Consider the following 21,878-nt stretch of genomic DNA (forward strand, 5'->3'; position numbering starts at 1 on the left):
TTTACTTTGTGAATCAGCTCCGCGATAATTACTCGCCAAACCCGGCAGAGGTTAATTAAAGCAGGAGACAAAGATCGTGCGTATCAAACAATTCATACCCCGCCTGTTCGCTCTCAGCGCGCTCAGTCTTGCGTTGTGCACAGCCACAACGCAAGCCGACGAGATCAACGTCATGAATTCAGGTGGTTTTACTGCGGCCTACCTGGCGTTAAAACCCAAATTCGAAGCCGCCACCGGGCATACCCTTTCAACCGCATGGGGGCCGTCGATGGGCGAAGCTCCCGAGGCCATTCCCAACCGCCTCAAACGCGGCGAGCCTGCCGACGTGGTAATCATGGTCGGTTATGCGTTGGGGGACCTGATTAAGCAGGGCAAAGTGGAGCCGGACAGCCGCGTCGATCTGGCCGATTCCCGCATCGGTATGGCGGTAAAAGCCGGTAGCCCGAAGCCGGACATCAGCACAGTGGAAGCATTGAAGTCGGCCATGCTCCATGCGCAGTCGATCGCTTACTCCGACAGTGCGAGCGGCGTTTATATTGAGCGCGAACTCTTCAAAAAACTGGGAATTGAAGAACAAGTTAAGCCAAAAGCCCACATGATTCAGAAAACCCCGGTTGGTCAGCTGGTGGCCAGTGGCGAATACCAACTCGGCTTCCAGCAGGTGAGCGAAATTCTTCCGGTCAAAGGCATCGATTTCGTCGCCAAGATCCCGGAGCAGGTGCAAAGCGTCACAGTTTTTTCGGCTGGTATTCCGGTCGGTGCCAGACATCCTGATGCGGCCCGCGCACTCATTCGCTATCTAGCGTCGTCCGAGGCGCGCGCCGAAATAATCAAGAGCGGCCTGGATCCGAAATAATGCCTCGGAATACCGCAGCGTGGCTGTGCCTTCCAATATACAGAGGACATTGCGCCTTGGGGACACGTTGCCTTAATCTGGCTGCAAGCAAACAAAATTTCCCAGCTTTGTAAAACCAAACACCCGCGCATGCCATCAATCTCAGATCATCGAAAAATTGATGGCGCCGCCGTATCGGCGGGATACTTAAGAATTATTCCATAAAGAATAAAGACTAACTTTCACCGCTAATAAGATAAATCTTATTTCAGAATAAGAATCCTCTTTTTTCACTCCTGTAATAAGTAAATCAAAATTTGATACGTGATTAGACTTTATGATGCGACGCAACTCACATCATTAAAGTAACGCATCATGAAAATTAAATATTATCTTAAGCTCCTGCTTCTCATCATTATTACGACCTTCGGAATATGTTATCTCCCGCTTTCGCAAGCGGCTTCCTTTATCGACCCCGCTAACGTGGCGCATTACTTACAGGTTAATTTACTTGACTTGGCGAACCCGGAGCCGTCACTGAGGAGAAATTCTTTAACTAAACCTGCGTTTAAAGGCGTTTATTTTTCCACAGAGATAAACGGAAAAATACAAACAATAGCTATTAATAAACCGTTGGATGTACACGTTCAGTATCAAAGTGTTGAGCAGGATATAAAGACATACAGCGGCGAACAGGATGGCCGTCCCGCGGTATTTGTAATAGCGGGAGACCACATGTCGTTGATTAGCGCTGATATGGAAGGCGCGATGAGGGTGACCACTCTGCCCGATGAGAAACCATCGGATACCGCCGACCAAACGGCGGCGCAACAATCCATAGACGCGAAAGCCGTTGACGAAGACATAAAGATTCCGAAGATAACCAGCCAACATCACGACTCGCTGGCTCCTGCACAAATGGTCGCTATGCCCGATCACGCTTTAATGATCAACGTGGCGATTCACGATGATGTCAGTAAATCGTCGGGCGTTATATACGCCGATTATTTTACCTGGTGGACTAAAGAAATTTTAGAAAATATACCAAATGTTCAACATATATTGATTAACTTTAGACGGAATGTAACCGGCGTGACGGATATCGATTATCAAGATAAATATGGTTTTAACTTGCATACTATATTCGAACCGAAGATTTCGGCGTGGACCCACGGTCTCCCTGCTTACCAGTCAAAATTTCTTTTACTCACGGAGAACCCGCCGCATACCAGTCACGACAAAGATCCTAATATAGGATCAAGATTTGGAATCGCGAACTTAACCAATTATCAAAAGCCGGCAAAATCAATTGGTCAGATGATTGGCGGCGATCCGGCCGATGCAGAAGTACAGAATAATGGCTGGCCGTGTGAGACGATTATGCATAATGCGCCGCATGATCTACGTGGGAATTGCTACAAATACAGCGATCAAAATCGTAAAAATATTAATGCGCATTGGCACCAGTCCATCCTGAACTCTGGCGTCGTTCAATTTGTCATTAAGAATGTAAATACAGGCCAGGTGCTAGATGTTCACGGCTCCCCGGGGATCGAAGAGATAAAGGTCGGGATGGCGGATGAGCACGGCAGATTGAACCAGAAGTGGAAGCTCCTAAAGAAAAATGATGATTTTTTCAGCCTGCTCGCACAAAATGCTGCGGGTTTGTGTTTGGCAGCCTCCGGAACGGGCGACGACTCTGAATTGCGGCCATGTTACGGGGAAAAGGAATACGGCATGGACTTCACTTTCACACGCCAAAAGAATGATCCCAATATCGTTCGGATGAAAAACAGCGGCGGAAACTACCTTGGCGTTAATTACGAGAACAACAAAGTAGTTCTGCAGACTACTTACAGCGATTATCCACCAAAAAACATCGATTGGATTTTACAAGAAGAATCAGTCCCCTCCATTCCGGTGGACGGAGAAAGCGGGGACTGGCACTGCGATTGGGACAACTGGGGAGATCAACCCTTAAACTGTGTGTGGGTCGAGCATCCAGCAAGGGTTGAGACCAGGAACCGAGACTAGAGGCTAGAGGCTAGAGGCTAGAGGCTAGAGGCTAGAGGCCAATTAACTATACAGCCACTCGCTGGCAAAGGTGATAAATCCGATTAAAATCACCATCAGTATCAGCACGATCAGCAGGCGCCCAAATTTGGGCGTGCCGTCGGTGCCGGTTGGCTGCTCTTCGGGGTGGCCCATCGGATTGTCTTCATTGATCGCCTCCGGGTGTTCATTTTTTTCACTCATCGATTGTTTCGGTATAAAAAATTAAGGAATCAGGATGGTGGAGCCGGTCGTTTTGCGCGCCTCCAGATCCATGTGTGCCTGTGCGACATCACTAAGAGCATAACGCTGATTGATGTCGATTATAATTTTTTTGCTGGTAATCATCTGGAATAAATCGGCGGCGGCGGCATCGAGATCGGCGCGCGTTCCGATGTAATGCGGCAGTGATGGCCGTGTAATGGACAACGAACCTCGCGAGGCCAGTTCATTTAAGCTAAACGGTGGCACTGTTCCAGACGAACTTCCGAAGCTGACCATTGTTCCAAGTGGCGACAAACAATCCAGCGAATCGATAAAGGTATCCTTGCCGATGGAGTCGAACACCACTGGAACGCCTTTGCCATGAGTAAATTCCTTAACCCGCTCGACGATATTCTCGGTCTTCGAATTAATCACGTGCGTGCAACCTGCGGCCAATGCCAACGCCTTTTTTTCATCCGAGCTGACCGTGCCGATCATATTTACACCCAGCGCACGCGCCCATTGCGCGGCGATCAGACCAACACCGCCTGCGGCAGCATGAAACAGGATGGTGTCACCCTCTTTAACCGGAAAGGTCCGTCTGAACAAATACTGCACGGTCAAGCCTTGCAACAGGGCAGCAGCGGCAATATCGAATGAAATCGCATCAGGCAATTTGACCAGCATTGCTGCAGGCATCAGGCGAACCTCAGAGTAGGAGCCATTTGGACGCCCCGCGTAAGCCACGCGATCACCGGGTTTAAACCCTAATACTCCCAGGCCGACTGCCTCGATTACGCCAGCGCCCTCTTGTCCTAAACCGCTCGGTAACGGTTGTGGATATAAGCCGATGCGGAAATAGACGTCAATAAAATTCACGCCGATTGCAGCGTGTCGAATCCGAACTTCGCCGGCTCCCGGCTCGCCAACTTCAACGTCAACATACTCCATCACCTCTGGACCACCGGTCTTACTGATTACGATTGCTTTAACCATTATTTTCTCGCTTCAAAATAAACAATTCTTTGTTGATAGATGTGATGCTAATAACTCGTGACCAATAACTCATGACTAATAACTATAATGGGCTAATTGGCACCAATTAAAAGGTACCGGGGTAGGCGCCACCGTCCAGCAGGATATTCTGGCCGGTTAAATATCCTGCATGCGCGCTGCACATAAATGCGCACATTGCTCCAAATTCCGGCGCCGTTCCAAACCGCTTTGCCGGTATCTGTGCAGCCCTTGCCTGTTGCACTTGTTCAATGCTGGTCCCGTTCGCAGAAGCAGAAGCGGCTTGCATTGATCGCAAGCGATCCGTGTCAAACGCGCCCGGCAATAAATTATTGATGGTCACGTTGTGGGCGACGGTCTTGCGCGCAATGCCGGCCACAAATCCGGTCAATCCCGAGCGCGCACCGTTAGAGAGCCCAAGGACATCAATCGGGGCTTTCACCGAACTCGATGTAATGTTCACGATGCGACCAAAGCCGCGTGCGATCATGCCATCCACGGTGGCTTTTATTAATTCAATCGGCGTCAGCATATTGGCATCAAGCGCCTTGATCCAGTCGTCCCGCTGCCAATCGCGGAAATCGCCCATTGGGGGTCCGCCAGCATTGGTCACTAAGATATCCGGCTGCGGGCATGCTGCCAACGCTAACGCCCGTCCCTCTATAGTAGTGATGTCACAGGCAACTGCAATCACAGCAACACCGTAGGCGTCGCGTAGCTCTTGCGCCGTCTGCTCCAGCGTTGCGGCGGTCCGTGCGACCAATACCAAATTGACGCCATCGGCCGCTAACGCTTCAGCACATCCACGTCCTAATCCTTTGCTGGCACCACACACCAGCGCCTGTTTGCCACGAATTCCCAGATCCATTTTTAAACTTCCTTTTTTAAACCTTCTTTTTGGAAATCAGATAAATGCCGGTTAATACCAAACCTGTGCCCGCCAGTTGAATGCTGGTGATGGGCTCATTCAATATGAGCGCGCCCAAAAACAGGGTAGAAACAGGTCCAACCATACCAGCCTGTGCCGAACTCGCGGCACCAATTCGTGCCACTGCAATCATTGTCAAAAATACCGGCAATACTGTGCAAAACAGCGCATTGATCAGAGACAGGCCATACACCCCGGTCGGTTGCGCTATCATCGAAATAGGACGCAGCAAAAGGAATTGCACGACGCAAGCAATGCACGAAATGCACATGGCGTAAGCGACCAGTCTTAAAGCGCCGACACGGCTGACCAACTCCCCCGACAGCAACAGATAAAACGAATAACTAATCGCCGCGCCAAGCACCAATGCGCTACCCAAACCGATGTCAGGACCTCCGAGTCGGACATCATGTAAAAACACCAGCACCGTGCCCAAATAAGAAAGTCCTAAAGCGCCCCACTCCAACAACGTGACCCGTCGCTGATAAAAGAAAAACGACAGCAATAAAACAAACGACGGCGTCAAAAACAAAATCAAGCGTTCCAGCCCCGCTGATATGTACTGCAAACCCAAAAAATCGAGAAAGCTCGATAGGTAATAGCCAACCAATCCCAATATGACGATACGTATTCGGTCGGCGTTCGCCAGCGGTGCTGCGGTCTTCGCCTTCCATAACGCTACCGCTAGAAACAGCGGAAACGCAAACAGCATTCGAAACATAATCAACGTCACGGCATCAACGTCGTATCGATAAATCAGTTTTGCCACTATCGCTTTGGCGGAAAAAAGAACGGCACCGATTATGCCAATGGCCAGCCCGGTAAGGTAAATCTTGCGGTCAACTGACGGCAACGGTATAGAGGTCATAATGGGATTGTAAAGGGTATAGATAAATTGCGTTTTGCTAGGGCGATTTGAGCTCCATGATCGACCAGGCTATCGTAACTGCTACAACTGCTGGCGTTGCTAAGCGGTTCGCTATGCCCTCTTCCGCCCTCATGGAAGGGCGAAGCGAATCAATCAGCGCTACGCCATAACATTAGTTTAAAGCACTTGCGCAAAGCGCTGCCTGATTGTTGCATTCGACACACGCAATTTTTTCAGGAGCGGTCGCTTGCGAATCAGCGCGCTTGATCACTTTCCTTTGAAAATTGACCCAAGTATGCCCCTGATAATTTGTCGCCCCAATTGCGAACCCATGGTTCTGGCAGCGGACTTCACAACGGTCTCAACAATCGAATCCCGACCTGCACTGGCGCTTTTTTCACCGCTTTTTCCACCGCTTTTTCCACTTAAGATGCTACCCAGCGTATCGCTCCAGGAGCCGCCAGCGGTGGGGGGCGTCGTGGGGGCGGTTGCGCCATCGGTCGACGGCGCTGCGATACGCCCCATCAGCTTTTCATACGCTGACTCGCGATCAATCGCGGTCTCGTACACACCGGCGACGATGGAAGCAGCGATTAACTGTTGGCGCTCTTCCTGCGAAATCGGTCCGATGTGCGATGCCGGTGGCAGAATATAAGCACGCTCAACGATCGTCGGACGCCCTTTTTCATCTAGGAACGATACCAATGCCTCGCCAACCCCAAGCTCGCTGATAACCTGCGCTGTATTGAGATCGGGATTAGCACGGAACGTATCTGCGGCGGCCTGGACCGCTTTTTGATCGCGCGGCGTATAGGCACGTAGCGCGTGCTGGACGCGATTGCCGAGCTGGCCCAGCACAGTATCGGGAATATCCAATGGGTTTTGCGTCACAAAATAGACGCCAACGCCTTTTGAGCGGATCAGACGCACCACTTGTTCAATTTTTTGAAGCAGCGGTTTGGGCGCTTCGGCAAATAGCAAATGGGCCTCATCAAAAAAGAATACTAGCTTCGGCTTATCCAGATCGCCAACTTCAGGAAGTTGTTCATACAGCTCCGACAGCAACCATAGGAGAAAAGTTGAATACAACCGCGGCGACTGCATTAACTTATCGGCCGCCAAAATATTCACTATTCCTTTACCTGCGCCATCGGTTTGCAACAAATCATCGATATTCAGCATGGGCTCACCGAAAAACGACTCGCCACCCTGTTCTTCTATACCGATCAATCCGCGCTGAATGGCGCCAATGCTGGCCGCAGAAATATTCCCGTATTCGGTTTTGAAGACGGCGGCATTGTCACCGACATGCCGCAACATTGCGCGTAAATCCTTGGTGTCGAGCAATAAAAGACCATTATCGTCAGCGATCTTGAACGCCAGTTGCAGCACGCCTTGCTGGGTATCATTCAGATTGAGCATGCGCGCCAACAATAGCGGCCCGAGGTCGGAGATCGTGGCCCGAATGGGATGGCCTTGCTGGCCGAACACATCCCAAAACGTCACGGGAGCGGCGGCCCATTGCGGCGCATCCAGGCCCAATGTTGCCAGGCGCTCGGTGAGTTTTACCGATGAGGTCCCCGCCATGGCGATGCCAGACAAATCACCTTTCACGTCGGCCATAAACACCGGTACGCCGATATCGGATAGCGCTTGCGCCAATACTTGCAGCGTTACCGTCTTTCCGGTCCCGGTTGCGCCGGTGATGCAGCCATGGCGGCTCGCCATCGCAGGCAACAAGGTCAGCGCATGTTGCGTATTTTTGGCAATCAGAAGTGGATTTAGCATGGTTTTGTTTGGCCTGAACGACGGTAAAGTCGATTTTTGAAAGAGCGCATTATGATAAAATGCTGCTTAATTATAGCTAACTACAGCAAGAAAGAACCATCATGGCGGGACACAGTAAATGGGCCAATATCAAGCATAAAAAGGCAGCCACCGATGCCAAACGCGGCAAAGTCTGGACCCGCTTGATCAAAGAAATCACCGTCGCTGCCCGCATGGGCGGCAGCGATCCCGACACCAATCCGCGCTTACGCCTTGCCGTCGACAAGGCGGGCGATGCCAACATGCCCAAGGATAACGTCGTCCGCGCAACTCAGCGTGGCGCGGGTGAGCTGGATGGTGTCAACTACGAAGAAGTGCGCTACGAAGGCTATGGCATCAATGGCGCAGCCATCATCGTAGAGTGCATGACTGACAACAAAATTCGCACCGTGGCCGAGGTCCGCCATGCATTTTTGAAGAATGGCGGCAATATGGGGACGGAAGGTTCCGTCGCCTTTATGTTCAAACATTGCGGTCAATTCCTCTTCGCGCCCGGTACCAACGAGGATGCATTGATGGAAGCGGCGCTGGAAGCTGGCGCGGACGACGTCATCACCGATGAAGAAGGCGGAATCGAAGTCTTGTGTGCGCCGTTCGAGTTTTCGGTCGTGAAATCGGCACTAGAAAAAGCGGGCTTTAAAGCGGAAATGGCGGAAATCATCATGAAACCAGCGATCGAAACCATGTTTGCGGGCGAAGATGCCGCCAAAATGCAAAAGCTGCTGGATGCGCTGGAAAATCTGGATGATGTTCAGGAAGTATTTAGCAATGCAATCATTGAAGACCATTAACAGGGCAAAAGGGTTATTGCGGGAAGGGATTGTAGTGATTGCAACGACATAGGCCGTTTGTCATCACTTCTTCCAACTACTAAAAACCCTTATCTAAAACTACTTTTACAACCATTTGGCGGCGCGCCTGTTGGCAACCAAATTAGCAATAAATGAGTAAAACCGGACACTTATGAAAATTCTCGTCGTTGGCTCTGGTGGCCGTGAACATGCACTGGCGTGGAAAATCGCCCAATCACCTCGCATCCAAACTGTCTTTCTTGCGCCTGGCAATGGCGGCACCGCTCTTGATTCTCGCCTGGAAAATGTCAATATTACCGACTATTCGGAGCTGGCAGACTTTGTTGAAAAAGAGCACATCGCTTTAACTGTCGTCGGACCGGAAACCCCTCTGGCTGGCGGGATCGTGAACGTCTTTCGCGACCGTGGCCTTAAAATTTTTGGGCCAACCAAAGAAGCAGCGCAACTCGAAAGCTCCAAGGATTTTGCCAAAGCTTTCATGCAGCGCTATAAGATTCCGACTGCTGATTACCAAACCTTCACGGATGTAGAAGCGGCGCATCGCTACCTCGACCAAAAAGGCGCGCCAATTGTGATCAAAGCCGATGGTCTTGCTGCAGGGAAAGGCGTAGTCGTTGCGATGACACCAGAAGAAGCACATGCCGCAGTGGACATGATGCTGGCTGACAACAAATTCGGTGCCGCTGGCTCCAGTGTTGTCATCGAAGATTTCCTGACTGGCGAAGAGGCCAGTTTTATCGTCATGGTCGATGGCCGCAATATCCTTGCCCTTGCCACGAGCCAGGATCATAAACGCTTAAAAGATAACGATCAGGGGCCAAATACTGGCGGCATGGGAGCCTATTCGCCAGCACCTATTGTCACCCCCGCCGTACATGCGCGCGTCATGCGCGATATCATCACGCCAACCATTCAGGGAATGGCCAAGGAAGGCAATCCATTTACCGGCTTTTTATACGCCGGTTTAATGATTGACGACAAAGGAAATCCGAAGACGATCGAGTTCAATTGCCGGATGGGCGATCCTGAAACCCAACCCATCATGGCGCGTCTTAAAACCGATCTGCTGATGGTAATGGAGCATGCGGTCAACAATACGCTCGACACCATTGAACTGGAGTGGGATCGTCGCACTGCGTTGGGGGTTGTCATGGCGGCGGCGGGGTATCCCGATGCGCCACGCAGCGACGATCTGATTTCTGGTATCCCACCTGAGAACGCCGACACAGTGACTTTCCACGCTGGGACCACGCTGACGGGCAACCGATTAACCACTTCTGGCGGCCGTGTGTTATGCGTAGTCGGATTGGGTGATAGCGTTAAGGTCGCCCAGAAACACGCCTACAACATCGTTGACACGATCCATTTCAGCGGCGCCCAATTCCGCCGGGATATTGGTTGGCGGGCAATAAAACGCCCGGGATAAAAATAGCAGGGATAACGGACAATGGCTGCAATCGGCGATCGAAGCCAAGGCAAACAGGTGAAATTCCCCGAAACAGGCCAATAGGGGAATTTTCACGACGCTGACTTCAGTGTTGTCCGGGAATCAAGCGCCGAACTACCGAATATTCACCCGGGAAGTATTCTTTTTATAACTTATATCGGCAGCAGGGTTGAGGCAGCGTCAATTTGTACCAATTGCTATCGATAGACGCCGATAAGCGTCTGGAATCGTTCATCCTTTGCCATTCCGCTATCAAGGACCGTCCCGGCAAGGTACAATCCCGGTTACCCCGTAAATACTAAGATGCGCGCACAACGATGCGCGATTTTTTTGCAATTTGTGCATTCCTTGCCCATTAACGTAATGACATCAATTATTCCGTCCCCATCGGCGGTTAAAGCTTACTTGCTGGATCTCCAGGCCCGCATTGTGGCTGCCATGGAAAGTATCGACGGTAAGCCGTTCGGCACCGATAGTTGGGAGCGCCCTGAAGGGGGCGGCGGTATTTCGCGCATCATCGAGGAAGGCAATGTGTTTGAGCGTGGCGGCGTCGGCTTTTCGCACGTTATGGGAAAAACACTTCCGCCCTCAGCCACTGCCAGTCGTCCTGAACTCGCTGGCCGCCAATGGGAGGCCATGGGAGTGTCGCTGGTCATGCACCCGCGGAATCCACATGTACCGACGATTCACATGAACGTGCGGTTTTTTACCGCCACGGCAGAGGGCCAGGAACCAATCTGGTGGTTTGGCGGTGGGCTCGACCTGACGCCCTATTACGGCTCCGAGCAGGATACGCGTCACTTTCATCGCACTTGTCGCGACGCCCTGATGCCATTCGATACCGATGCCGATAAAACTTCGGATCGCGCCTTATACCCGCGTTTCAAGAAATGGTGCGATGACTATTTTTATTTAAAACATCGCCAGGAACCACGTGGCGTGGGGGGTATTTTCTTTGACGATTTCAATCAGCTCGGCTTCGCACAAAGCTTCGCTATGATGCAGAGTGTTGGCAACGCTTTCATTCCGGCGTACCGGCCGATTTTAGAAAATAACAAAGAAATTTCGTTCACAGAACAGCAGCGCGATTTTCAAGCTTATCGTCGCGGACGCTATGTTGAATTCAATCTAGTGTATGATCGCGGCACTTTGTTCGGGTTGCAATCCGGTGGCCGTACCGAATCGATCCTGATGTCGATGCCGCCAGTGGTTAAATGGCGTTACAACTGGACCCCGGCCGCAGGAAGCCCTGAAGCCAGGTTATATTCCGACTTCCTGATTCATCGAGACTGGGTTTGACATGCGTCCCGATCAGCCTTCACGTTGTTGCGTCGCGGTTTTGGGCGGTAGTTTTGATCCGGTTCATAACGGTCATGTCGCCCTGGCCCGGTATTTTGTCACATTGTTGGCACCAGACCTCTTACGCGTCATCCCGACAGGTAATCCCTGGCAAAAGCACGGCTTAGAAGCGAGCGCCGTGGATCGGGTAGAAATGGTACGGCGCGCTTTCAGCGACCAAGCCGTCGAGGTCGTCATAGACCAGCAAGAAATCGAACGACAAACGGCGACTTTCACAATCGATACGTTGCAATCGTTACGGACTGAACTGGGTCCGGAAGCATCCATTATATTTTTGATGGGTGCTGACCAGTTACAACATCTGAATACTTGGCAGGGTTGGGACAAACTGTTCAATTATGCGCATCTGGGAGTAGCGTCCCGGCCCGGCTTTGCGTTGGATGCATCACAGGTACCGCCCGAGGTCACGCGCGAATTTACGCGCCGCGCAGCGACCCCCGAGCAGATTCGCCAGAGTCCGCACGGATTGACCTATCTGGCGGAGAACCTATTTGTAGATATATCAGCAACAAACATTCGTGCTGCATTGCACTCTGGCAAAAGACCAGATTCGCTGATTCCAGCGGTAGTGCTAGACTATATTGAACAACACCATCTTTATAAGAATTAAATGGAAATCAAAAAACTGCAAAGCCTCGTCATTGATGCTCTCGAAGATGTCAAAGCGCAAGAAATTCGCGTATTTGATACCTCCCATCTGACCAGCCTGTTTGATCGCATCGTGGTCGCATCCGGTACCTCCAATCGTCAAACCAAAGCGCTTGCCGCGTCGGTACGTGACAAGGTCAAGGAAAACGGCGGCAATATTTTAAGCGTTGAAGGCGAAGGTACTGGCGAATGGGTGTTGGTCGACCTGGGTGACATGGTGGTTCACATCATGCAACCGGCAATTCGTGCGTATTATCGTCTGGAAGAAATTTGGGGCGAAAAAGAAGTCAAGTTTGGTGCTGCTAAACGGGTAACGAAACTTGCCGACGCTGAAGATAACGCAGCGGCGAAAAAGGTTTCTCGTCATCTGACCACGTCACAAGCGCTGGCGCCAGAAGTAGATGCACCGACAAGAGCACCCGCACGCAAGAAGCCGGTAAAAACCGATGCCAAAAAAGCAGTCGGCAAAACCATCAAGGTAGCTTCGTCGAAAAGCGTCACGACCAAAAACGCCGCGCACAAAGCAGCCACTACACCGAAGAAAGCGCCAGCAAGAAAAGCGCCAACAACGGCCAAACGTGCGCCAGCTAAACCAAAAGAAGAAGCTTAATTCACTACCGTGCAGCTTATTATCGCTGCGGTCGGACATAAAATGCCGGCCTGGATTGAGACTGGATTCGGCGAGTATGCCAAGCGCATGCCGCCGGATTGCAGGATCGTCCTCAAAGAAATCAAGCCAATTGAACGCTCCGGCAGTAAAACGGCAGAGACTGCCATGGCGCTCGAGCGCGCTCGAATCGAAGCGGTGCTGCCGAAAGGCGTCCGTATCGTGGCTTTGGACGAGCATGGTAAAGACCTGACCTCTGTGCAACTATCGCAACATCTGACGCAATGGCAGCAGGATGGCCGCGACGTTGCTTTCATTATTGGCGGTGCTGATGGCCTTGATCCGGTGTTTAAAGCAAAAGCCGACACGCTGCTTCGCATCTCCAGTTTGACCTTGCCGCACGGCATGGTGCGAGTACTCCTTGCCGAACAGCTTTATCGCGCCTGGTCGATTACCCAAAATCATCCCTATCATCGGATTTAGTTGACCGGATCTTAGTCCGGCAGGTATGAGTTCGACCAAAAATGAGGTAAATTAGGCTACCTGACTTAGCAGGTCAACTTGAAAATTTCTAGTGCCCAAGCAATGAAAATCTGGAACCAGAAAATTTATCTTGCATCGAAAAGTCCGCGCAGACGTGCGCTTTTACGCCAGATCGGCGTCGATTTCGAACTGCTATTATTACGCGAGCACACCGAGCGCGGACCAGATGTCAGCGAGGAAGTGTTTGCCAACGAGCAGCCAACCGCTTACGTAGAGCGCGTGACGATGGAGAAAGCCGCGTTTGCGCTAAAGACCATGCAGTGGCGAAAATTGCCGACGCGGCCGATCCTCTCCGCAGATACTACCGTCACCATCGATAGTCGTATATTGGGAAAACCTGCCAACGCCGCAGAAGCGGCGCAGATGTTACAGCAACTTTCCGGCCGTACACATCAGGTGTTAACCAGTGTCGTTGTCATGCATGAACTGCAATTCTGGCAAGTCACCAACGCATCCGAAGTTACTTTTCAAACCCTGAGCGATAACATGATCCGCACCTATTGCGCCACTGCCGAACCTTATGACAAGGCCGGTGGCTATGGAATTCAGGGCTTCGCTGCCGTCTTCATCAAACGCATCAATGGCAGCCATTCCGGCATTATGGGCTTGCCCCTTTTTGAGACCGCTCAACTACTACAACAGGCAGGGATCGATATTCTATGAGCGAAGATATACTAGTCAACATCACCCCGCAAGAAACCCGTGTGGCACTGATTTTCCAGGGTGCTGTCCAGGAGTTACATATTGAACGAACCTTATCGCGCGGGCTCGCCGGGAATGTCTATTTAGGTAAAGTTGTGCGTGTTTTACCTGGCATGCAATCGGCGTTTATCGATATCGGACTGGAGCGGGCGGCCTTTTTGCACGTCGCCGATATATGGGAAGCCAGAGCACGTGGGTTGCCACCAACGGAAAATCAGCCGACGATACCGATGCCAATTGAAAAGTTGTTATTCGACGGGCAACCGCTGATGGTACAGGTCGTCAAAGACCCGATCGGCACCAAGGGCGCGCGGTTATCCACGCAAATTTCGATCGCCGGGCGGATGCTGGTGTACCTGCCGCAAGATAGCCACATTGGCATTTCTCAACGCATTGAGAACGAGGCAGAGCGAGATCTATTGCGGACCAAAGTCCAGCAATTGCTACCTCCTGAGGAAAAAGGCGGCTTCATCATCCGCACCATGGCTGAGGATGCTTCCGATACCGATCTGCAGATGGATATCGAATACCTTCGCAAAACCTGGTCTTCGATCACGCAATTGGCCAAGAGCCGCCCCGCTCCAACGTTATTACATCAGGATCTCAGCCTGGCGCAACGCGTACTGCGTGATTTTGTCGATGATAAAACCACGAGTATTCAAGTCGACTCGCGTGAAAATTTTCAGAAGCTGCAACAGTTTGCAGCGACCTATACGCCATCCGTCAATGCACGCCTGATCCACTACACCGGCGAGCGACCATTGTTTGACCTGTACGGCGTGGAAGAAGAAATTCTGAACGCATTGAGTCGACGCGTACCGCTTAAATCGGGCGGCTATCTGATCGTCGATCAGACTGAGGCAATGACCACGATCGATGTCAACACGGGCAGCTTCGTCAATGGTCGCAACTTTGACGACACCATCTTCAAGACGAATCTGGAAGCGGCCCACGCCATCGCTCGACAGCTGCGATTACGCAACTTGGGTGGCATCATTATTCTCGACTTTATCGACATGGAAAATGTTGAACATAAGACGGCGGTCCTATCCGAACTCAACAAAGCGTTATTGCGTGACCGTACCAAAAAATCTGTTTCTGATTTTTCAGCGCTCGGTTTGGTGGAAATGACACGCAAACGCACACGCGAATCGCTGGCACACATTCTGTGCGAAACCTGCTCGGTCTGCAATGGTAAAGGGCAGGTTAAAACTGCGCGTACCCTGTGCTACGAAATCTTGCGAGAAGTGCTGCGCGAAGCAAAGCAATTCAACCCGCGTGAATTCCGCATTCTCGCATCACAAGCAGTGGTAGATATGTTTCTTGAGGAAGAGTCGCAGCATTTGGCGATGCTTGGCGATTTCATCTCCAAGCCGATTTCATTGCAGGTAGAAACAGTTTACCCGCAAGAGCAGTACGACATTATTTTGATGTAAGCTTCCAGGACAGTTCAATGCATCCAGCTCTAGACGATCTTTCTCAGCCCTCTGATGAGTCAACGCCACGCTCTTTTCATATAGCCTTCTGTGTCGACGACCATTACTGTCGCAGCATGGGGGCAACGATCACGTCGATCATCGACAACAATCCCGGAGTTGATTTCACGTTCCACGTTTTTGGATTTTCGATTTCTGAAGATAACCGCCAACGCTTCAATCGGCTGACGGTCAAATATGGCGTGGCAACGCACATTCATATTATTGACCCCGATATTTTTAAGCCGTTTGCGCACATCTCACAATTTTCATACTATTCTCCGACGATCTTCACGCGTCTGTTGATTCCGTCAACGTTGCAAGGCATCACGGATAAAGTCCTGTATCTGGATGCCGATATTTTGTGCTTGGGAAGCATCGTTGAGCTGATGCAACTGGATTTCGGTGACAGCGCTGCAATCGTTGTTCCGGACGCGGATGAGACCACACGCAGGCGTTGCGCTGCGCTGCATCTTTCATCACAACGTTATTTCAACTCCGGCGTGATGTATATGAATGTCGATCAGTGGATGGCCCAAGAGATCACCGAAAAGACCATTCATTCGATTTTAGAAAACGGTAAAAATTACAGATTTCCCGATCAGGATGCACTCAATGTGGTGCTTGAAGGAAAAATTAAGTACACCGACAGAAAATGGAATTTTCTTTACGACCTGATTCACGATCTTGAGAAAGACAAAAGGCAGATGCGGGATATTGGCCCGATTGGCTTTATCCATTTCGCTGGCGCCGTGAAGCCTTGGAACGACTGGTGTCTGCATGCATCAACCGACCTCTTCATCAAATATCACAAGCTCTCGCCGTGGGCCGATATCGCCTTGGACCCGGAGCCGAGAAATTATAAAGAGATGCGCATGTTCTCGCGCTTCCTGATGAAACGAGGACAGGTCTTCAATAGCTTCAGGTGGTATATGAAATATCTTGCAGCGCGCTAGTATACGCAATTAACAGAAGCGGGAAGCACAGCGGACAATCCAGCGAAGAACGCGACCAAACCATTATTAACCTTAGGTAGGCGGCAAGCAACCAGCGCATTTGATGCTGCTGTGGGTTTTCCAATTACGTCATACATCGATTACAAATGGCAATAACAAGCGCACACATTTTAATATGCCGCACTGACAACATCGGTGATGTCATGCTAACGCTACCCATTGCTGCTCGCCTGAAGCAGCAATTTCCCTCGATTAAAATAAGTTTTCTTTGTCGGGCTTATGCGGCACCGGTCGTAAGACATTGTCGCAGCGTTGACGAGGTCGTGGAACTGGAAAGTTTCCTGGCTGACCCCACCGCCTATTTTGCTCAGGCTGGCGTTGATACTATTATCATTGCCCAACCGGTCCAGCTTCTGGCGAAGCTGGCATTCAAGGCCAAAGTCCCAAATCGCATTGGAAATGCCCGTCAAAAGCTTTACCAATTATTTTATTGCAATCGCCGCGTGCGCTTCAAAAAGGGAAATTCGGAACATCATGAGGCGCAATTCAATTTTGAATTTCTGCGCCCTTTTGGTCTGAAAACGATTCCCGACCTGACTGAAATCGCATCGCTTTATGACTTTGACATTCCCGATAACGAAGAAGTGAACAGCCTTTTGGCGCAACATCCGTTCAACCTGATTATCCACACCAAGTCCAATGGGCACGGTCGTGAATGGCCGATTGCACATTATGTCACGCTCGCGAAAGAACTCAGCGCGCACAAAGATATACAGTTATGGCTGACCGGCAGCGCCGCTGAAGGCGCGTGGCTGGCGGAAAACGCGGCAGAACTGTTGAAGTTACCCAACGTAAGTAATGTTTGCGGCCGCTTCACGCTTGACGTCTTAACGTCTTTCATTAAAGCGGCGGACGGTCTTATCGCCAGCGGCACAGGTCCCCTGCATATTTCTGCGGCAATCGGGCAACGCACGCTCGGCTTGTTTCCACCGATCCGCCCCATGCATCCGGGAAGATGGGCGCCAGTAGGGACGCACGCACAAAGTTTATGCATCCCCACCGATTGCACCGGATGTAAAGACATCGACGCAGCCCAGTGCGCCTGCATGCAGAAGATCGCTCCGCACTCTGTCGCCCGGATAGTCCTGGGTTGGTATGGGGAAGCAAACCCGGAAGCAGTCCCGGCAATGCGCTGAACTTCACCTCATTCAGCGCATTCCGGTAGCCTGCAATCAGGCATCGGGAAAAACGGCGATCACCTGATTAACGGTAATCGCCTTTACCCAATCCCTGCGATTAAGCGCCGTTACGACAATGCTGTTGGCCTTGTCGATGGGTGCCCACTCAGGATTTTTTTGGCGCATCAATGCGATCACCGGCACATGCACGGCGTTCGCCAAATGCATCACTGCCGTTTCCACTGAGATGATCAAATCGCACTCATGTAGTATTGCCGGTAGCTGGAAGAAATTCTCCTGCGCGCTAAACAGTTGGAAACGATCCAATTTTTGGTGATCGAAAAACGTTTTGGCAGCATCCATTTCCTCAGGGACCACGTTCACCACAATGGCGGTATCGTGCCAGCCATCTCGCTCCCTGATGGCAGTCGCCAGTTCCATTACACGCTCGAGAGGCCAGCAGCGCTTCTTGGTTTTTGCGTAGGGGTTGATGAAGACCAACTTTGATTGCTGCTTGGATTGCTGCTTCAGTTCTGGCGCGGTGCTGGTGGCTCCGCTTTCCCGCGCAAATCCCCATTCGCGTAATTGTTGCTTCGCGTAGTCAGTCCATCGATCAGGAATTTGAACAAAAGGCAAACGCGCGGAGGGTAATGTAACAAACCCAAACAAGCGTTCGAACCAGCTCGCATAAATATCGCTGATATGCAATCCCGGGCGCGATGCGGCATCCGGATCAAGGGCTGCATCCAATTTACGATATGCCAGATGTTTATGCACCGCAAAAAGACTCGCCGATTTTTTCATGCCTACGACAAAACCTTGTGGGCTGATTTCACGCGCGAGCGATGCGTACAGCGGCGGCCGCAACGTTGAAAGCGACACTACGAGCGGATAGGCTTCTAACTGGGCTTCTTTTATCGATTGCTGAAATAACGGCGGACTGTAGGTTTGATTGTAAAGCTTGGCCACAAACGGACACGCCGCGACCCAATCGTACAATGCATATTTTTTTAGATAAACCCAGCTCTCCGGGCGATTGGTGCGGCGCACTTCATCAATCCAGATATGGATTTTGATATGAGGATAAGCCTCTGAAAACGACCGAAAACAGTTCTGAAGATAAGTGAAATCGCCCAGAGCGAGATGGGCGATGAACAGAATCTTGTCCGCTTTTTTTAATACGTCGCTTGGAACCAGCTGTGTCACCATAAAATTTTGAACTCGCGTAGATGGATTTAAGGTGCAGTCGAATGCGTTAATCGAACGTCGATCGAGCAAATATCGACCCAATACCGGATAGCCCGCAGGGCAACAATCACGTCTCTACGTTGGCCGCCTCGTTGGAAAATTGCAGTCGATACAGATTGGCATAAGCGCCCTGCTTTTCAAGTAATTCGTCGTGCGTCCCAACTTCCACAATCCGCCCGGATGAGAGCACCACAATGCGGCTGGCACGCTCAATGGTGGATAGCCGATGGGCGATCACAAACGTCGTGCGGCCTTCCATTAATTTATCCAGTGCGGCTTGTACGGCGCGTTCGGACTCGCTATCCAGCGCTGATGTCGCCTCATCCAGAATCAGAATCGGGGCATCCTTGTAGATCGCCCGCGCCATTGCCAGGCGTTGCCGTTGGCCGCCCGAGAGGCGCGAACCGTTATCACCCACCTGCGTTTCCAGCCCGTCTGGCAAACTCGCGATCATATCCGTCAGATAAGCGGCCTTCGCTGCTGCCTCAATCCGCCCTCGATGTGGCGTGCTGTCACCATAGGCGATGTTTGCAGCGATTGTATCGTCGAACAGGATTACGTTTTGACTCACCATCGCGATTTGCGCGCGCAAACTCGTCAGGGATATGGTTTCAATCGGCTCGCCATCCAGCAAAATCTGGCCCGCGGAAAGCGCGTAAAAGCCGGGTATTAAATTCACCAGCGTCGATTTTCCGCCGCCCGACATTCCAACAAATGCAATCGTTTCGCCTGGCTCGACGCTAAGATTAATGCCATCCAAAGCCTTCGCCTCTTGCCCCGGATACGAAAAACTCACATCAACCAAATCGATCTTGCCCCGCGCACGCTGATCAAGCTCTTTACCGTCGGACCTTTCAACCTGGCTATCAATGAGCGTAAATACCGCTTCCGCCGCCGCCATGCCGCGTTGCAACGGACCATTTACTTCTGCCAGTTGCTTCAAAGGCGCCAACAAAGCAATCATCGCGGTAAAGAAGGAAATGAAGCCACCGACGGTAATCTGATTGTGGCTGGACTGAATCAAAGCCATCATGATCATGACGGACATCGCGCATGCCGTCATGATTTGTGTCACCGGCACCGTCGCAGCAAAGGTCGTGGTCAGTCGCATACTGAATTGACGGAGATGATCGGCGCTCGCCTCGAAGCGCTTTTTTTCGTAATCCTGACCACCGAAAATCTTGATGACCTGCTGCGCGCGGGTCGTCTCTTCAATCACTTGCGTCAGTTGCGCATTGACGTTCAACGCATCTTTATTCAGTTTTTTCAGGCGTTTTCCGGTGGTGCGCACAACGACCATCATCAGCGGCATGAGCACCAATGCGACTATCGTCAAGCTCCAGCTGATATATAGCATGTAAGCCAGCAGACCGATTACCGTCAATACGCAGCGCACAATCGAAGTAAAGAGCTTGCTGATCATGTCAATGATCTGCTGGACTTCGAACATGATCGAATTGATCACGCGCCCCACCGTGTAAGTCGCGTGAAAATCAATCGGCACGTTCAGCAAGCGACTAAACATTTGCCGACGCAATGTGTTGAGCACTCTGGTAGACACCCAGTTGGTCATGTAAGTGGTCAAAAATGTGGAAGCACCACGTGCCACAAAGGCGCCGACCACTGCAACCGGTACCATCCACAATGGGAATGTGGGCTTTTCGACAAACCCGTGATCGAGCAATATTTTAAAAATATAGGCCACCAGCGGCTCTGTCGCTGCGGTTACAACCATCCCCAGGAAAGCCAGCGCCAACCGTTTTTTATAAGGACGATGAAATGTTGCCAGTCGTTTGAAATACGTCGAATACGATGGTGCGGTCATGGTTGATTCGATTCAAGTTCTTTTTTTCGTTTAATAATGCAGGCAAGAAACGTCGCTACGCTCATTGTGTAAAATCCACCAAGTACAGTCCAAAAGAACATCAGATCGGTCAGGCCATATATAAAAAACCCTATGCATAGCGTTAACCCAAGTGCTGCGGCAGTTCTTACATCTTCGTCCGCATGCCGGAACTCGCGAGCAAAATAATAGCCAGGTACACAATAAAGCGAAACGCTTGCGAGCAATCCGAATATTCCGAGAATAGCCATATTGAACAAGATCTCATTATGCGAATGCGCAAAAGCCGCCGCCGCCGGGCTAACTATCTTACGGGAGACCAGCTCATTGACGCCACTGCTGTAATTCTCTCGTCCGATACCGACGATCGGATGTTCTTTGAATAAAATCCAGGCTGCATTCCATAACTGCAGCCGAATACCCACGGACGTGTCAGCATTTGCCCCATCGTTGTACAGAGAGACATCGGTCTTGACATCTTCCAACCTGTTTTGCACACTGCTACTCAATGTCCCTATGCTGATTAATACGACAAGAGCGATTACCGCGATCGCCAGCTTGTGCCGGACATGAATATTATTAAAGAACAAAAATGCGACCACCAGAAAAAAGGGAATTGCGATCCAGCTTCCTCTGGTTTGTGCCAGATAGGTGACATATATCCCTAAACAACACGTTAATACTTTGAGGCCAAATATCCATTTAGCGCGACGTTCGTTCCAGCCGAATGAAATTAATGCCATGCTGCCGAGTAACAACGCAATATTAGAAAATGCAATAGTTGATAAAAATCCTATATTTCCAAAGCGGTTTATGCCGCCGGTAGTAAGCATGTAAGCTTTTACCACCGCTGCCAGGACGCCGATAATGAAAGCCCATTGAACATTCTTGAGATAGCGCAGGGGAACACTGAGTACCACCCAAAAAATGGGTGCAAACACAGCAAGTCTGAGCGCTCTGTCATATTGCTTGAATTGATAGTCGCCGCTGACAATTTGGTTGATTAGTACGGCGAACAGCAGCGAAGCCATCGCAAGATGAAGCGGCCAGTATTGCCTTAACAGTTGCCCAAAGGATGTATCCATCGGCTTGAACCGGCAAATCAAAGCCGCAATGCTGCATAGGAAAAGCAAATACAAACAGGCGTTGCCTGCATTATGCAGAACGATTGATAACGCGGGAAAAAGCGTGATAACAAGCATCACGGGCCACTTCAAATAGGACAAATTTCTTCTCCGAATAGTTATTTTTTGTTGGACCGCCTGATACCGGAGTTTCCTGCACAAGGTCTAAATTGCTGCTGTTTGGTGCTGTTCGTAGTAATTGACGGTA

The 21,878-nt window shown here is 50.9% G+C and carries 20 protein-coding genes; 12 read left to right on the forward strand and 8 right to left on the reverse strand.

Translation table 11 applies throughout. The features are described from left to right. Positions 1–82 precede the first annotated feature (82 nt). Entirely contained in the window at positions 83–856 is a 774-nt protein-coding gene (locus JQN73_RS04760; RefSeq protein WP_205323187.1) for a substrate-binding domain-containing protein, read from the forward strand. 354 nt (positions 857–1,210) lie between these two features. Beyond that, entirely contained in the window at positions 1,211–2,869 is a 1,659-nt protein-coding gene (locus tag JQN73_RS04765; protein ID WP_205321987.1) for an RICIN domain-containing protein, read from the forward strand. A 42-nt stretch (positions 2,870–2,911) separates the two neighbouring features. On the opposite strand, the gene JQN73_RS04770 is transcribed toward JQN73_RS04765, so the two are convergent. The 5 genes from JQN73_RS04770 to JQN73_RS04790 all read right to left on the reverse strand — a co-directional run bounded on the left by JQN73_RS04770 (position 2,912) and on the right by JQN73_RS04790 (position 7,689). After that, a complete protein-coding gene (locus JQN73_RS04770; protein ID WP_205323544.1) occupies positions 2,912–3,091 on the reverse strand; it encodes a hypothetical protein in 180 nt (59 codons plus the stop codon). 21 nt (positions 3,092–3,112) lie between these two features. Further along, entirely contained in the window at positions 3,113–4,087 is a 975-nt protein-coding gene (locus JQN73_RS04775) for a quinone oxidoreductase (protein WP_205321988.1), read from the reverse strand. A 106-nt stretch (positions 4,088–4,193) separates the two neighbouring features. Beyond that, complete coding sequence (locus JQN73_RS04780; RefSeq protein ID WP_205321989.1) at positions 4,194–4,973, reverse strand: SDR family oxidoreductase; 780 nt, start codon at positions 4,971–4,973, stop codon at positions 4,194–4,196. Positions 4,974–4,989: 16 nt separating this feature from the next. Further along, complete coding sequence (locus tag JQN73_RS04785) at positions 4,990–5,901, reverse strand: DMT family transporter (RefSeq protein ID WP_205321990.1); 912 nt, start codon at positions 5,899–5,901, stop codon at positions 4,990–4,992. A gap of 267 nt (positions 5,902–6,168) precedes the next feature. Then, positions 6,169–7,689: a helicase HerA-like C-terminal domain-containing protein gene (locus JQN73_RS04790; RefSeq protein WP_205321991.1), complete on the reverse strand. Its 1,521-nt coding sequence runs from the start codon at positions 7,687–7,689 to the stop codon at positions 6,169–6,171. 101 nt (positions 7,690–7,790) lie between these two features. Between JQN73_RS04790 and JQN73_RS04795 the strand changes: the two genes are divergently transcribed. The 10 genes from JQN73_RS04795 to JQN73_RS04840 all read left to right on the forward strand — a co-directional run bounded on the left by JQN73_RS04795 (position 7,791) and on the right by JQN73_RS04840 (position 17,473). Then, on the forward strand, positions 7,791–8,519 hold the full coding sequence (locus JQN73_RS04795; RefSeq protein ID WP_205321992.1) for a YebC/PmpR family DNA-binding transcriptional regulator: 729 nt from the start codon (positions 7,791–7,793) through the stop codon (positions 8,517–8,519). 172 nt (positions 8,520–8,691) lie between these two features. Further along, on the forward strand, positions 8,692–9,966 hold the full coding sequence (gene purD / locus JQN73_RS04800) for a phosphoribosylamine--glycine ligase (protein WP_205321993.1): 1,275 nt from the start codon (positions 8,692–8,694) through the stop codon (positions 9,964–9,966). 384 nt (positions 9,967–10,350) lie between these two features. Continuing rightward, positions 10,351–11,286 (forward strand): oxygen-dependent coproporphyrinogen oxidase, encoded by a 936-nt coding sequence (hemF, locus tag JQN73_RS04805; protein ID WP_205321994.1) that lies wholly within the window; start codon positions 10,351–10,353, stop codon positions 11,284–11,286. A 1-nt stretch (position 11,287) separates the two neighbouring features. Further along, positions 11,288–11,956 carry a nicotinate-nucleotide adenylyltransferase gene (locus JQN73_RS04810; protein ID WP_205321995.1) on the forward strand — a complete coding sequence of 223 codons (669 nt, stop codon included), beginning with the start codon at positions 11,288–11,290 and terminating at the stop codon, positions 11,954–11,956. Then, positions 11,957–12,604 carry a ribosome silencing factor gene (rsfS, locus tag JQN73_RS04815; protein WP_205321996.1) on the forward strand — a complete coding sequence of 216 codons (648 nt, stop codon included), beginning with the start codon at positions 11,957–11,959 and terminating at the stop codon, positions 12,602–12,604. Between the two features lie 9 nt (positions 12,605–12,613). Further along, entirely contained in the window at positions 12,614–13,084 is a 471-nt protein-coding gene (gene rlmH / locus JQN73_RS04820) for a 23S rRNA (pseudouridine(1915)-N(3))-methyltransferase RlmH (RefSeq protein ID WP_205321997.1), read from the forward strand. 102 nt (positions 13,085–13,186) lie between these two features. After that, positions 13,187–13,807 carry a nucleoside triphosphate pyrophosphatase gene (locus JQN73_RS04825; RefSeq protein WP_205323188.1) on the forward strand — a complete coding sequence of 207 codons (621 nt, stop codon included), beginning with the start codon at positions 13,187–13,189 and terminating at the stop codon, positions 13,805–13,807. Then, complete coding sequence (gene rng / locus JQN73_RS04830) at positions 13,804–15,282, forward strand: ribonuclease G (protein WP_205321998.1); 1,479 nt, start codon at positions 13,804–13,806, stop codon at positions 15,280–15,282. The genes JQN73_RS04825 and rng overlap by 4 nt, the downstream gene beginning before the upstream one ends. Before the next feature lie 17 nt (positions 15,283–15,299). Beyond that, positions 15,300–16,277, forward strand: a complete 978-nt coding sequence (locus tag JQN73_RS04835) for a glycosyltransferase family 8 protein (protein ID WP_205321999.1) — start codon at positions 15,300–15,302, stop codon at positions 16,275–16,277. Between the two features lie 203 nt (positions 16,278–16,480). Then, positions 16,481–17,473 carry a glycosyltransferase family 9 protein gene (locus tag JQN73_RS04840; protein ID WP_370551315.1) on the forward strand — a complete coding sequence of 331 codons (993 nt, stop codon included), beginning with the start codon at positions 16,481–16,483 and terminating at the stop codon, positions 17,471–17,473. A gap of 36 nt (positions 17,474–17,509) precedes the next feature. On the opposite strand, the gene JQN73_RS04845 is transcribed toward JQN73_RS04840, so the two are convergent. From JQN73_RS04845 to JQN73_RS04855, 3 genes are all read right to left on the reverse strand, one after another. Beyond that, positions 17,510–18,664 carry a glycosyltransferase family 9 protein gene (locus tag JQN73_RS04845; protein ID WP_205322001.1) on the reverse strand — a complete coding sequence of 385 codons (1,155 nt, stop codon included), beginning with the start codon at positions 18,662–18,664 and terminating at the stop codon, positions 17,510–17,512. 106 nt (positions 18,665–18,770) lie between these two features. Beyond that, positions 18,771–20,528: a lipid A export permease/ATP-binding protein MsbA gene (gene msbA, locus JQN73_RS04850; RefSeq protein ID WP_205322002.1), complete on the reverse strand. Its 1,758-nt coding sequence runs from the start codon at positions 20,526–20,528 to the stop codon at positions 18,771–18,773. After that, positions 20,525–21,379 (reverse strand): O-antigen ligase, encoded by an 855-nt coding sequence (locus JQN73_RS04855; protein ID WP_205322003.1) that lies wholly within the window; start codon positions 21,377–21,379, stop codon positions 20,525–20,527. The genes msbA and JQN73_RS04855 overlap by 4 nt, the downstream gene beginning before the upstream one ends. Positions 21,380–21,878 lie beyond the last annotated feature (499 nt).

Origin of the sequence: Glaciimonas sp. PAMC28666, assembly GCF_016917355.1 — a bacterium.
In the GTDB taxonomy this organism is placed as follows: Bacteria; Pseudomonadota; Gammaproteobacteria; order Burkholderiales; family Burkholderiaceae_D; genus Glaciimonas.